This is a genomic window from Rhodococcus quanlei (assembly GCF_055231015.1).
The window spans coordinates 46239-59031 of sequence record NZ_JBUYWD010000001.1 but is presented as its reverse complement, the minus strand read 5'-3'; the positions used below and the strand labels follow the sequence as shown (position 1 = coordinate 59031).

14 protein-coding genes are annotated in these 12793 nt (G+C 65.0%); 7 read left to right on the top strand and 7 right to left on the bottom strand.

What is annotated here, in order from left to right:
• Positions 1-275: 275 nt before the first annotated feature.
• The 5 genes from mshC to ACZI8Q_RS00290 form a co-directional block, all read right to left on the bottom strand.
• Positions 276-1520 (bottom strand): cysteine--1-D-myo-inosityl 2-amino-2-deoxy-alpha-D-glucopyranoside ligase, encoded by a 1245-nt coding sequence (gene mshC, locus ACZI8Q_RS00310; RefSeq protein WP_463371502.1) that lies wholly within the window; start codon positions 1518-1520, stop codon positions 276-278.
• Positions 1521-1638: 118 nt separating this feature from the next.
• Positions 1639-2442 carry an SCO1664 family protein gene (locus ACZI8Q_RS00305; RefSeq protein WP_463371501.1) on the bottom strand — a complete coding sequence of 268 codons (804 nt, stop codon included), beginning with the start codon at positions 2440-2442 and terminating at the stop codon, positions 1639-1641.
• A complete protein-coding gene (locus tag ACZI8Q_RS00300) occupies positions 2439-3035 on the bottom strand; it encodes a DUF3090 domain-containing protein (protein ID WP_463371500.1) in 597 nt (198 codons plus the stop codon). Before ACZI8Q_RS00300 ends, ACZI8Q_RS00305 begins: the two co-directional genes overlap by 4 nt.
• Before the next feature lie 114 nt (positions 3036-3149).
• Positions 3150-3836, bottom strand: coding sequence for a histidine phosphatase family protein (locus tag ACZI8Q_RS00295; RefSeq protein ID WP_463371499.1), 687 nt, complete (start codon positions 3834-3836; stop codon positions 3150-3152).
• Between the two features lie 36 nt (positions 3837-3872).
• Positions 3873-4718 carry an undecaprenyl-diphosphate phosphatase gene (locus ACZI8Q_RS00290; RefSeq protein WP_463371593.1) on the bottom strand — a complete coding sequence of 282 codons (846 nt, stop codon included), beginning with the start codon at positions 4716-4718 and terminating at the stop codon, positions 3873-3875.
• 185 nt (positions 4719-4903) lie between these two features.
• Here ACZI8Q_RS00290 and ACZI8Q_RS00285 point away from each other — a divergent pair, with 185 nt between their 5' ends.
• The 5 genes from ACZI8Q_RS00285 (at position 4904) to ACZI8Q_RS00265 (ending at position 9567) form a co-directional block, all read left to right on the top strand.
• Complete coding sequence (locus tag ACZI8Q_RS00285; RefSeq protein WP_463371498.1) at positions 4904-5824, top strand: aldo/keto reductase; 921 nt, start codon at positions 4904-4906, stop codon at positions 5822-5824.
• A gap of 74 nt (positions 5825-5898) precedes the next feature.
• The gene (locus ACZI8Q_RS00280) at positions 5899-6585 is read left to right on the top strand and encodes a biliverdin-producing heme oxygenase (protein WP_463371497.1); all 687 of its coding nucleotides are present in this window, start codon (positions 5899-5901) and stop codon (positions 6583-6585) included.
• Positions 6582-7598: a heme/hemin ABC transporter substrate-binding protein gene (locus ACZI8Q_RS00275; protein ID WP_463371496.1), complete on the top strand. Its 1017-nt coding sequence runs from the start codon at positions 6582-6584 to the stop codon at positions 7596-7598. Before ACZI8Q_RS00280 ends, ACZI8Q_RS00275 begins: the two co-directional genes overlap by 4 nt.
• Positions 7595-8665 (top strand): FecCD family ABC transporter permease, encoded by a 1071-nt coding sequence (locus ACZI8Q_RS00270; protein WP_463371495.1) that lies wholly within the window; start codon positions 7595-7597, stop codon positions 8663-8665. The genes ACZI8Q_RS00275 and ACZI8Q_RS00270 overlap by 4 nt, the downstream gene beginning before the upstream one ends.
• Positions 8662-9567, top strand: a complete 906-nt coding sequence (locus ACZI8Q_RS00265) for a heme ABC transporter ATP-binding protein (RefSeq protein WP_463371494.1) — start codon at positions 8662-8664, stop codon at positions 9565-9567. Before ACZI8Q_RS00270 ends, ACZI8Q_RS00265 begins: the two co-directional genes overlap by 4 nt.
• Here the strand turns inward: ACZI8Q_RS00265 and ACZI8Q_RS00260 are convergent.
• Positions 9549-9830 carry a hypothetical protein gene (locus tag ACZI8Q_RS00260; RefSeq protein WP_463371493.1) on the bottom strand — a complete coding sequence of 94 codons (282 nt, stop codon included), beginning with the start codon at positions 9828-9830 and terminating at the stop codon, positions 9549-9551. The genes ACZI8Q_RS00265 and ACZI8Q_RS00260 overlap by 19 nt on opposite strands.
• A 191-nt stretch (positions 9831-10021) precedes the next feature.
• Here ACZI8Q_RS00260 and ACZI8Q_RS00255 point away from each other — a divergent pair, with 191 nt between their 5' ends.
• Together ACZI8Q_RS00255 and ACZI8Q_RS00250 are read left to right on the top strand one after the other, a co-directional pair.
• A complete protein-coding gene (locus ACZI8Q_RS00255) occupies positions 10022-11032 on the top strand; it encodes a YncE family protein (RefSeq protein ID WP_463371492.1) in 1011 nt (336 codons plus the stop codon).
• Positions 11033-11132: 100 nt separating this feature from the next.
• Positions 11133-12203, top strand: coding sequence for a quinone-dependent dihydroorotate dehydrogenase (locus tag ACZI8Q_RS00250; protein WP_463371491.1), 1071 nt, complete (start codon positions 11133-11135; stop codon positions 12201-12203).
• Positions 12204-12248: 45 nt separating this feature from the next.
• Here the strand turns inward: ACZI8Q_RS00250 and ACZI8Q_RS00245 are convergent, their stop codons facing one another.
• Positions 12249-12779: a YbhB/YbcL family Raf kinase inhibitor-like protein gene (locus tag ACZI8Q_RS00245; protein WP_463371490.1), complete on the bottom strand. Its 531-nt coding sequence runs from the start codon at positions 12777-12779 to the stop codon at positions 12249-12251.
• Between the last annotated feature and the right edge of the window lie 14 nt (positions 12780-12793).

Genomic DNA, 12793 nt, shown 5'->3' with positions numbered 1-12793 from the left:
ATGAGAGCACGGGCGTAGGTTCCGACCCACCTACAAGTCGCGACGAGGAGACCACTTCATCCTTTGTATCCAAACTCGCGAATTCTCGTCACATCCCGGCCGGACTGGCATGCCCCCAGCAAGAGGCGTTCGGCTATGGCCAGCACCGAATCGAGCTGGTGCTAATCGCCATGCGGGCCACGGTCATCCGCAGGCGCGAGCCGATCCGGCGGATACTATTCAGTGCCCCTACAGCTGTCACATCCAGCCGAGCCACGAGCGACCTGACCCCGCCGTCAGGACCGGAGATCGACTCCCAGTAACGCGTCGACTGCATCGGCGACGAGAGCCGGTGCGCCGGTGTCCGATCCGCCGTGGTCGACAGCGCGCCGTGCCCAACCGTCCAACGCATCCAGCGCCTTCGGCGTGTTCAGATCGTCTGCGAGGTGCTGTCGCAATCGGGCAACCGTGTCCTCCGCCGACTGGGCGGATTCGAGCGCAGCTGCCTTCCGCCACAACGCCAGCCTCGCCTGCGCGTCGGCGAGAACCTGGTCGCTCCAGGCACGGTCCTGACGGTAGTGCCCGGACAGAAGCCCGAGGCGAATGGCTGCGGGATCGACCTGCTCACCACGCAGTTTCGACACGAACACGAGGTTGCCGCGACTCTTCGACATCTTCTCGCCGTCGAGACCGATCATGCCCGTGTGCACGTAGTGTCGGGCGAACCGGCGCTCACCGGTGACCGATTCTGCATGGGCCGAGGAGAATTCGTGGTGCGGGAAAATCAGGTCGCTGCCACCGCCCTGGACGTCGAAACCGCTGCCGATCCGATTCAGCGCGATGGCAGCACACTCGATATGCCAGCCGGGACGGCCCTCCCCGAACGGTGACGGCCACTTCGGCTCACCCGGACGAGCCGCACGCCACACCAGGGCATCGAGCGGATCACGCTTGCCGGGACGGTCGGGGTCGCCGCCGCGTTCGGCGAAGAACTTCGCCATCGTTTCCCGGTCGTACCCGGATTCGTACCCGAACTGCTCGTTCGCATCGGCACTGAAGTACACGTCCGGGTACTCGGGATCGTCGACCGTGTAGGCAGCACCCGAGGCCACGAGCTTCTCCACGAGCTCGATCACCTCACCGATCGACTCGACAGCACCGATGTAGTCGCGGGGCGGGAGCACACGCAGTGCCTCCATGTCCTCACGGAACAGGGCCGTCTCCCGCATACCGAGAACGATCCAATCCTCGCCGTCGCGATCGGCACGCTCGAACAGCGGATCGTCCACGTCGGTGACGTTCTGCACATAGTGCACATCGTGGCCCGCGTCACGCCAGATGCGGTTCACCAGATCGAAAGTCAGATACGTGGCCGCATGCCCCAGATGCGTCGCGTCGTACGGGGTGATGCCACACACATACATAGTCGCCGTCGCACCCGGCGAGACCGGGCGCACCTGCCGGTCAGCGGTGTCGTACAACCGCAGCGGCGGCCCCTGGCCTGGTAGAGACGGGACGGCGGTATCGGACCAAGACTGCATGCACCCGAGAGTAATGGAGAACGCTGTCAGCCCGGATTCCGCCCGGCACCGCCGACAGTCGGAACGCCGCCTGTCACACCGCCGACAGTCAGAACGCCGCCTGTCACACCGCCGACAGTCAGAACGCCGGCCAGGGAATCGGGCGGTGTCCGTTCGGCCTCGGCATGACGGGCATCTCGATCAGAGTGTTCACTCGGTCACGGAGCGCGGTCACTTCCGCAGCCGTGATGTGTTCGGTGAGCTCCTCACCGAAACCCCCGCTCAACGAGTCCACCAGTGCTGCCATATCGACAACGAGGGCACCCGGAACCTCCTGGCCTGCCCACCCCCACAACACGGTGCGCAGCTTGTTCTCCGTGTGGAGGCACACGCCGTGGTCGACGCCGTACACCTCCCCGTCAAAGCCTTCGAGTGCGTGGCCGCCCTTGCGGTCGGCGTTGTTGATAACAAGGTCGAGCACTGCCATGCGCTGCAATCTCGGGTCATCGGCATGAACGAGCGCCACCTCCGAACCGTCCATGTCGGTGGCCTGGAGAATTTCGAAGAATCCCGGCGGCACGTCGTCAGCCGGGCAGATGTCGACGAGATCGAGGCCCACGGCGGCCTCGGAATGGCGGTCCGGGGTGTCGACCCACTCCTGGACCATCCCGAGCCCGAACGGGCCGTCCCGGAGCACGGTACGAGGCACTACTCCCCAGCCAAGCTGCTCGGAGATCAGATATGCAGCACGCTCGCGTCCGGCCAGGGTTCCGTCCGGGAAGTCCCACAGCGGTTGCTCGCCGCGAATCGGCTTGTAGACGCACCGAAGGGTGCTCTCGTCAGTGGCGGCTTCGCACACGATGGTGGCATTGCTCGCGTGCGCGACCTGACCGATCAGGGTCAGTTCACCGTCCTCGAGTGCGTCGACCGGCAAGCCCGTCACTCCTCTTCGTCTGCGTCCGGTGCGAGGAGACCGAAACTCTGACCTCGACGATATCCGTTGGTCCGAATGCACATATGACCTTCGGGAGCCAACGGCTCGCCGCACAAGGGGCACGGTGCACGTCCGGCCGCGATGACCCGTTCCGACCGGAGCGAGAAGTCTCGCGCCTGCAGCGGGGTGAGGAACACGCGGACCGCGTCCGGCCCCTCCTCCGAGTCGTCGAGCACCACTGATTCGTCGAATTCGGTCTCGCTGACGGCCAGCAGTTCCACCACGACAGCCTCCGCGTCGGCGTCCCAGCCGAGCCCCATCGTGCCGACTCGGAACTCGGCATCGATCGGGGTGACGAGAGGACTGCTGTCGTCGAGTTCGACACCCTCGGGTGGTACGTCCGTACCGAACCGTCGGTGCACCTCCTCGAGCAGTAATCCCATGCGATCTGCGAGCACCTGCACCTGCTGTTTCTCCAACAAGACGCTCACCACACGGGCCTCGTGCACCGCCTGCAGATAGAACGACCGGTCGCCTGGCTGACCAACCGTGCCCGCAATGAATCGATCGGGGGTGCGGAAAACGTGTATCGCGCGTGACATTGCACCTCCTCAACTGAAACGGGCACCGAGGTCACCATGCTCCCCGTCCCGTGTCCATTATCCGTCAACATTCATTCGTCGATGGTCGCTACGGCCACCTGTCAATACTCACAGTCACACCTCTCCGCCGGGCACCGATTGAGGCACCACGTGTCGATCACCACTCGAGTGCTGCCCGTTCAGCCCGGAGAGATCGCCGCCGGTGTCGTTCATTCGGAGCACGAAAGGTCGGGTGTTCGTATACCGAACGACGCTGATCGACGCCGGCTCCGCGACGATCCTCTGGAACCCGTCCAGATGCGAACCCAGCGCATCCGCGAGAACCGACTTGATGACGTCGCCGTGGCTACACGCCAACCACACCACGTCCCGGCCGTGTATTTCCGCGAGCCTGGCGTCGTGCTCGCGGATCGCGGCCACCGCCCTGGCCTGAACGGTGGCCAGGCCTTCACCGCCGGGGAAGACGGCCGCCGAGGCATGTTGTTGCACCACCGTCCAGAGCGGCTCCTCGAGCAGCGATTTCAGTTCACGACCGGTCCAGTCGCCGTAGTCGACCTCGACGATTCGGTCCTCCACCGACGCCACCAGACGACGGTCAGCCGCCAATGGCTCGACCGTCTGCGCGCAGCGGAGCAACGGAGACCTCACGATCGCCTCGAGGCGCACACCGGCGAGCCGATCCACGACTCCGTGTGCTTGCTCCCAGCCTTTGTCGTCGAGACCCACACCTGGTGTACGCCCCGCGAGCGTCGCTGCGGTGTTGGCCGTGGACCGGCCGTGACGCAGAAGAACCACTGTCATTGATCCAGCCTAAACGTGAAGACGTGTCGGATGCCGTCAGGTTGCCGACACGACACCGGTGCCAAGCAGCACGAGCACGATCACGCCGATGACGATGCGGTATCCGACGAACCAGTACATCGAGTGGTTGACGACGAACTTCAGCAGCCAGGCGATCGATGCGTACCCGATCACGAAAGCAATCGCCGTCGCCACGAACAGCTGGGGACCGCTGGCGTTGAGCCCGGCTCCTGCCGGCGCGAAGGCGTCCGGAAGGCTGAACAATCCGGCGGCCGTTACGGCCGGAATCGCGAGCAAGAACGAGTAACGCGCCGCCGCTTCACGTGTCAGCCCGAGGAACAGGCCGGCACTGATGGTCCCGCCCGACCGTGAAACACCGGGAATCAGCGCAAGCGCCTGTGCAGAACCCATGATGATGCCGTCGCGTGCTTTGAGGTCTTCGATGGGCCGTGCCTTGCGTCCATAGTGTTCAGCCGCCGCGATCACGAGCGCGAAGACGATCAGCATGGTGGAAATCAGCCACAGGTTGCGGGCACCGGTACGGATCTCGTCCTTGAAGAGAAAGCCCAGGACACCGACCGGGATCGTACCGATGATCACGTACCAGCCCATGCGGTAATCGAGGTCACCTCTGTGTTCCGCGTGGAAGAGCCCACGGAACCACGCCACGACAATTCGTGCGATGTCGCGCGCAAAGTAGAGGAGCACCGCCAACTCCGTGCCGAGCTGAGTCACCGCCGTGAACGATGCCCCCGCGTCGTCACCGAAGAAGATTTCGGAAACGATCCGCAGGTGCCCGGACGACGACACCGGCAGAAATTCCGTCAACCCCTGCACCGCACCCAGCACGATCGCCTGGAGCCAGGTCATGGCCTCGCCCATCATTCACTCACCTTCGTGCCGTTCACGCCGGCGCGAAATCCGGTGTCCATTTCGGCGCGAAGGCGCCAATCATCCGCATCGAGTCCATATTTCACCGGCGCTACGGTACCGGGAACCGAAGTTCGCATCAGAACTCGGCGTGGCAGGGCAACCAGAGACACCCCGCACCACTACTGTGCCCCGTTATGGAACAGAGAACGGTGGGTGCGAGCGGGCTCCGCGTGTCGAGACTCGGGCTCGGAACACTGACCTGGGGACGAGACAGCGACGGGGACGAAGCGGCCGCACAGATCTCGGCGTTCGTCGACGCCGGTGGAACTCTCGTCGACACGTCCCCCGCCTATGGCGACAACGCGGCGCAACGCGTGCTTGCCGAACTCCTCGGTGACGTCGTGCCACGAGAAGAACTTGTCATCAGCTCGAGCGCCGGAATCCGGGCAGGCCGAATCGACTGCTCGCGTCGCGGACTGCTGGCGCAACTCGATTCCACGCTGCGCGAACTGGGCACCGACTACCTGGATGTCTGGCAAGTGGCCACCTGGGATCAGTCCACACCTGTCGACGAAGTGGCCGCCACGTTGGATTATGCCGTTTCGAGCGGACGCGTTCGGTACGTCGGTGCCCGTGGCTACCTCGGGTGGCAGCTCGCCACCGCCGCAGCTGCGGCGCGCAACAACGATCTGGTGGCCACTCAGGTCGAATACTCCCTCCTGGCGCGCGGCGTCGAAGAAGAACTCGTACCGGCGGCGGTACATCACGGGATCGGAATGTTTGCGGTACTCCCGCTGGCAGGCGGGGTACTGACCGGCAAGTACCGCAACGGTGTTCCCGCAGACTCTCGCGGCGCGGACGAGTCCTACGCGGAGGTAGTGCAGGGTTACCTGGGCGATTCCGCCACGCGCGTTGTCGACGCGGTGGTCACAGCTGCGGACGGTCTCGGAACGTCACCACTCGCTGTCGCGCTGGCCTGGGTGCGCGATCGGCCCGGGGTGTCCAGTGCGATCGTCGGCGCCCGTGATATCGCACAGTTGACAGGGGTTCTCGTTGCGGAGGAACTCGAACTTCCTCCTGCGATCGCCGCGGCGCTCGACGACGTCAGCGCCTAGCCGAGACAACAGGTTGTGTGCAGGACAGGCTAACCTGGTGCACGAGAGGGGACGCCTGCACTGTGAGGAGCACCATGACTAGCCACACCCCCGTCGCCACGCGTCGCGGCGAGGACTCCGGATTCGCCGAGCGGGTCAAGGCCGGAACCGATGCAGCACACCGCGAGACCGAGCAATCGCGTTTCGTGAGTGCGCTCCTGCGCGGCGAGCTGAGCTCCGAGGCCCACGCCGCGCTCCTGGCGCAGACCTACCTCGTGTACACGAAGCTGGAGGAGGCCGGCCGCACCCACGCAGACAATGCGCTGGTCGCACCCTTCCTCGCCGACGAACTCTTGCGCGTACCCGCCCTCGAGGCCGACCTCGAGTTCCTGCGCGGGCCGAACTGGCGTGAGACCGTCACTGCCCTGCCGTCGACCCAGAAGTACATCGAGCGTCTCGACGAGGTGGCCTTCGACTGGCCTGCCGGGTTCGTAGCGCATCATTACATTCGCTACTTGGGTGACCTGTCGGGCGGACAGATCATCCGTCGCATGCTCGAGCGCGCCTATGGGTACCGTACCGACGGTCTCCGTTTCTACATCTTCGACGGCATTCCGAAGCCGAAGCCGTTCAAGGACTCCTACCGGGCAAAGCTCGATTCTGCGCCGTTGTCCGAGCAGGACCAGCAGCGGCTCATCGACGAAGTCAACCTCGCGTACAGGCTCAACGGACAGTTGTTCGCAGACCTCGAGGCTGACATCGAGAGCTACATCGTCAAATGAAAATCCGTATCGCAGCGGTCGCAGTGGCGTCCGCAATGGCGTTGGTCGGCGTCAGCGCATGCGCTTCGAGCCAGGACACCGACGTGGGACCGTCGGCGAATGCGCGAACCGCGACGCTCGCCGACCCCAACCCGCAACCGATCACCGACAATCCCGAACCGCAGTTGCCGGTCACCGTTCGCAGCTTCGACGGCGTCGACGTCACCGTGACGGATGCAAGCCGCATCGTCGCCGCAGACCGATACGGAACCCTCACCGAAACTGTGTTCGCACTCGGGCTCGGTGACAACGTGGTCGGACGCGACATCGCATCCGATTTCCCCGCTGCCGCCGACATTCCCGTCGTCACCCCGGGTGGACAGACCCTCAACGCCGAAGCGATCCTCGATCTGGCACCGACCGTGATCCTGACGGACACGAGCATCGGCCCCAAGGGCGTTCAAGATCAACTGCGTGCCGCCGGTGTTCCCGTGGTCTTCTTCGACCCTGCACGCACCCTCGAGGGTGTGGCGCCGCAGATCACAGCGGTCGCGAACGCACTCGGTGTACCGCAGGCCGGACGTGACCTAGCAGCTCGCACCGAGGCCGAAATTGCGGCCGCACGCGAAAAGATTCCCGAGAACACCGAGCCACTGAAGGTGGCGTTCCTCTACATGCGTGGGCCCGCGTTGACGATGATGGGCGGCCCAGGATCGGGCGCCGATGCCCTGATCACCGCCCTCGGCGCAGTCGATGCGGGCACCGCGGCCGGTCTGACGCAGCCGTTCGCACCCATCACCAGCGAGGCGATGATCATGGCCGCACCGGACGTGTTCCTGATGATGACAAACGGACTCGAGTCGATCGGCGGAGTGGAAGGCCTGGCGACGATTCCCGGTATCGCCCAGACGCCGGCAGGCAAAGATCAGCGGGTCGTCGACATGGCAGACGGGGTCTTGCTGAGCTTCGGGCCCAACACGGGACGCGTCCTCACCGCTCTGGCCGAGGCGATATACCCCTCCCCAGCTACGTGAGCGCCGGGATAGATCTCGGCTCGGGCACCAAATCGACCAGCCGAACAGTCGTTGTCGTCACCGGCCTGATCATCGCAGTCGCCGTCTTCGCCGTGTTGTCCGCCTGTATCGGGCAGGTCCCGACGGGCGCGTTCGAGGTGGTCGGCAGCATCGCACACCGCCTCGGCCTCGACTTCGGCCCGATGCCGGCCCATCCGGCCGGCGACGTCACGCTGTGGGAGGTTCGTTTCCCGCGGGTCGTGTTGGCCATTCTCGTCGGCGCCGCACTCGGATGCGCCGGTGCACTCCTGCAGGGGGTATTCGCAAACCCGCTCGCCGAACCGGGTGTCATCGGTGTCTCGTCGGGCGCGGCGGTCGGTGCAAGTGCTGTGTTCGTGATCGGCGGAACATTCGCCGCAGGGTGGTCGGTGGCTGCGGCCGCCTTCGCTGCCGGTCTCGTCACCACCATCGGCGTTTATGCACTCGCCAGACACGAGGGCCGCACCGAGGTTGTCACCCTCGTGCTCACGGGCATCGCGGTGAATGCCTTCGCGGGAGGGCTGATCGCCTACTTCACCTTCGTGGCAGACCCTGCGGCCCGAGACCGAATCGTGTTCTGGCAATTGGGAAGTCTGAACGCGGCGACCTGGGATTCCGTGGCGGTAGTTGCACCCATGGCAATCGTGGGAATCGCCGCGACAATCCTCATCGCCCCGAAACTCGATCTCCTCGCGCTCGGTGAGAACGCCGCACGTCATCTTGGGCTCGACGTCGAACGACTACGCCAGATCGCCGTCCTCATCGTCGCGGTCCTGGTCTCGTCGAGCGTGGCCTTCACCGGGATCATCCTGTTCGTGGGACTCGTCGTGCCCCACCTGATGCGCATCGCCGTCGGCCCCGGTCACCGCGCACTCATCCCCGCGAGTGCACTGTGTGGAGCGTTGGTGTTGCTTCTCGCAGACCTCGGTGCGCGCACTCTCGTCGAGAACGCGGACCTTCCGTTGGGGATGCTGACCGCACTCGTCGGCGGGCCCTTCTTCTTCTGGCTCCTACGGCGCACACGGGCCAGTCAGGGCGGTTGGGCATGACCTCTGATCAACCGAAGGGCGGAACGCTACGCGACACTTTCCGGCGCATCGAACGGCTGCTGTCGCCGCGTCGTCTCGACGAGGTTCCGCCACCGACACACGGCGGCGAGGTGACCCTCCGGTCGATCGGAATCGATGTCGACCGCGGATCCCGTCGCATCCTGCGTGGCCTTTCGGTCGAGGTGCGGACCGGAGAGGTGCTCGTGCTCGTAGGACCCAACGGGGCGGGCAAGTCGACGCTGCTGTCGGCACTCTCCGGCGACCAGCACGTCAGCGCCGGACGCGTCGAACTCGCAGGACGTGCCCTACCGGAATGGTCCCATCTCGAGATGGCGCAGCGTCGATCCGTACTCCCCCAACAACACACCGTCGGGTTCTCTTTCACTGCACATCAGGTTGTGGCCATGGGACGCTCCCCCTGGAGACGAACGCCACGCGCAGAACTCGACGACACGGTGATCGACGAGGTCATGCAGATCTGCGACGTCGCGAGATTCGCCGACAGACCGTTCACCGCGCTGTCCGGTGGTGAGCGCGCGCGTGTGGCGCTGGCTCGGGTGCTGGCGCAGGAAACGGAGACCATTCTGCTCGACGAACCCACGGCAGCCCTGGACCTCGGGCACCAGGAAACGGTGATGACCGTTGCGCGCGACCGCGCCGGGCGAGGTAAGGCTGTCGTCGTCGTACTGCACGATTTGGCCCTCGCCGCCGCCTACGCCGATCGCATCGTCGTACTCGACGACGGTGTCGTCGCCGCGGACGGGCCGCCTGCCGACGTCTTGTCCGAGGAACTCCTCACTCGCGTGTACGGGCACCCTGTGGAGGTGATCGCGCATCCGCGGACCGGTGCCACGCTCGTGTTACCCAAACGAAACGGTGTCGATCACCGCGCCAACTCGTGATCGGACACCGCGTCACGGACCACGGCGCCGATGCTGCGCTCGTCGGACAGATCGATTTCGGTCACCGACCGGCGTACCGACGCGATGACGTCCTGCTGGCCCGGCACCGCCGTCGCCGGACCCTCACGATAGATTTCGACCACCACGCAGCGCCCCCGCACCCGAAACGAGTACGGGTTGCCGCCGTCGGTCATGCCGAAACCATGCGCATGTACACCTGCAGCGATGTAATCGAGGGTGAATCGCGAGCCGAAACGCTCCACGCTCTCTCCTTCCATGAGCGGCCTCGATGGCCAACTGCCGAGACCAACCTTCCGGCGTCACGCAGACCCGACACCCGAAAACCGAGGCGCCTGCTGCCGCATCCGGTCGATCAGGGATGCTATTGGAGTCGAAGACTAGACGCACTGCGCACGAATCTGTCACGAACCGGCAAAATCCGAGGGAGCACCACATGCAACGTCCGGGACTACGCGTGGCGGCTGCGCTCGTCGGCGCTGCTCTACTGCTGACAGGATGTTCTTCGGGCGACGACCAGAACGACATCTCGACGATCGAACGCGCCACTGCGGCGGACTCGCCGCCTGCATCTTCCGACCCCGCAGGAACAGTGCAATCTCTTGGTTTGTCGATCGACTCCACCACATTCGATCCGGTGACACGAACCGTGATCGTCACCGGCGACGACGGCCGGCAGGTGTTGCTGTCGAGCGCGGACGATCCCGCCGCACCGCCCCGCGTCGTCGATGTTGATACGCCAGTTCATCAGGTCGTACCCGTCGGTGACGGGACAGCACTGCTGGCCATGGACGAGCAGGTCGGATCACTCGATCTGCGTTCGGACGAAGTGACGCCGATACCCGTCGACGGCACCGTGCTCTCCGCCGCACGACTTCCGGACGGCCGAATCGCCGCCGGAACGGACGACGGTGAGATTCACATCATCGATCTGGAAGCGAATTCGACCCAGACCGTCACCGGGTTCGCGTCGGTGGATGCCCTGGCAGTCGTCGCCGACACACTGACGGCACTCGACCGAAAGCAGACATCGGTTACCGAGATCGATCTCGAAGACTCGTCACTGGGCATGGCACTGCGGGTGGGTGAGGGCGCGAGCGCATTGACCACTGATCCGTTCGGCCGGATTCTGGTCACGGACACGCCCGGAGACGAACTGTTGGTCTACAGCACCGATCCGCTGGTTCTGCGCCAACGGTTTCCCGTAGGTCCGGCGCCCGTCGGTGTTGCCTACGACGAGGTCGCGAACACCGCCTGGGTGAGTCTGACGGGCACCAACGAGGTCGTCGGGTTCGATCTGTCGACCGGCGTCGGCGTCGAAACCGCACGTTTCGCCACCGTCCACCAACCCAACTCTCTGGCGGTCGACTCCGAAACCGGCAACCTGTACGTCGGGTCCGCGACAGGCGCCGGACTGCAACGGATACCCACTCGGGCGCAACGTTGATGGCACCGCACACAGTTCGCCGATCCAGCACGTCGTATTTTGCTCGAATGGCGTAAGACCACGCACCATGTTCCGAATCCGGGATTACAGGGAGAACCACGTGTACCGACTGCTTTTGCGCTTGATGTTCCTCGTTCCGCCAGAACGCATCCACCATCTGGCGTTCACGGCTCTGCGCCTCGCCGGACGCGTGGCTCCGCTCCGCTGGCTGGCAACGAAGGTCTTGGCGGTCGACGACCCGGCCCTGAGGTCGACGGTTTTCGGTGTGGAATTTCCGGCACCCCTGGGTCTGGCGGCAGGATTCGACAAGGACGCCACGGGGGTCGATTCGTGGGGGCCGATGGGGTTCGGATTCGCGGAGGTCGGCACCGTCACCGCGCAGGCACAACCGGGGAACCCTGCACCTCGGTTGTTCCGCCTGCCCGAGGACCGCGCACTCGTCAATCGGATGGGGTTCAACAACCACGGCGCCGGTCATGCCGCCAATTTTCTGCGGCAACGCCGAAGCGGCGTACCCATCGGAGCGAACATCGGCAAGACGAAGGTCGTGGCGGTCGAGGACGCCGCCGAAGACTACCGGCAGAGCGCGAGACTACTGGGCCCCCTCGCAGATTTCGTGGTCGTGAACGTCAGCTCCCCCAATACGCCTGGTCTTCGTGATCTCCAGGCCGTGTCGTCGTTGCGGCCGCTTCTGCAGGCAGTCCTCGACACGGTGAGCGTTCCCGTACTCGTGAAGATTGCCCCAGATCTGTCCGACGAGGACATCGCTGCCGTCGCCGACCTGGCCCTCGAACTGGGATTGTCCGGAATCGTGGCCACGAACACGACAATCCGGCGGGACGGATTGAGCACCCCCCAACCCGAGGTGGCGGCGATCGGTCCGGGCGGCGTGTCCGGCGCACCGGTCGCCGACCGCTCACTCGAGGTGCTTCGACTTCTTCGTGCTCGTGTCGGTGACCGAATGACCCTTGTCTCGGTCGGAGGTATCGAAACCGTCGACCAGGCGTGGGAGCGGATCCTGGCCGGAGCCTCGCTGCTCCAGGGCTACACCGGCTTCATCTACGGCGGACCGTTCTGGACCCGCAACATTCACAAGGGGCTGGCCCGCAAGATTCGCGGCGCCGGCTACGCCTCGATCTCCGAAGCGGTGGGCAGCGGCGTCAGCGCATAGAGAAGGGGCGGGTCCGGGGCATCGGACCCGCCCTTTCCGAGACGGCTAGTGCTCGTAGGTTCCCGTGATCGTGGCGCGTGCAATGGCGTGCGAGAACAGGTTGAATCCGAGGAACCCTGGAGTCGAGTCGGTCGTCACGCCCTCGAGGATGTCGACGTCGACTGCATGGACGGCCACGATGTAGCGGTGCGGCCCGTGGCCTGGAGGCGGGGCGGCGCCGAGGAAGCGGTGTAATCCGCCGTCGTTCTTCAACGTGATGGCCGGGTGCGGAATACCCGTACCGGCATCGTCACCGGCCCCGACCACGAGCGACGTGGTCTCGGCCGGAATGTTCGCCACCGCCCAGTGCCAGAACCCCGACGCGGTCGGTGCGTCCGGGTCGAACATCGTCACGACGAAGCTCTTCGTCTCGTCCGGGAATCCCGACCACGAGAGTTGCGGAGAGTTGTCGTGACCTCCGGCACCGAAGATTCCGCTGACCTGCTCCATCTTCAGAGCCTGCCCGTCGGTGATGTCCTCCGAGGTCAGCTCGAAGGTAGGCAGTTTCGGGAGGTCTTCGTACGGATCGTGGGGCATACCGTTCCTCTCTG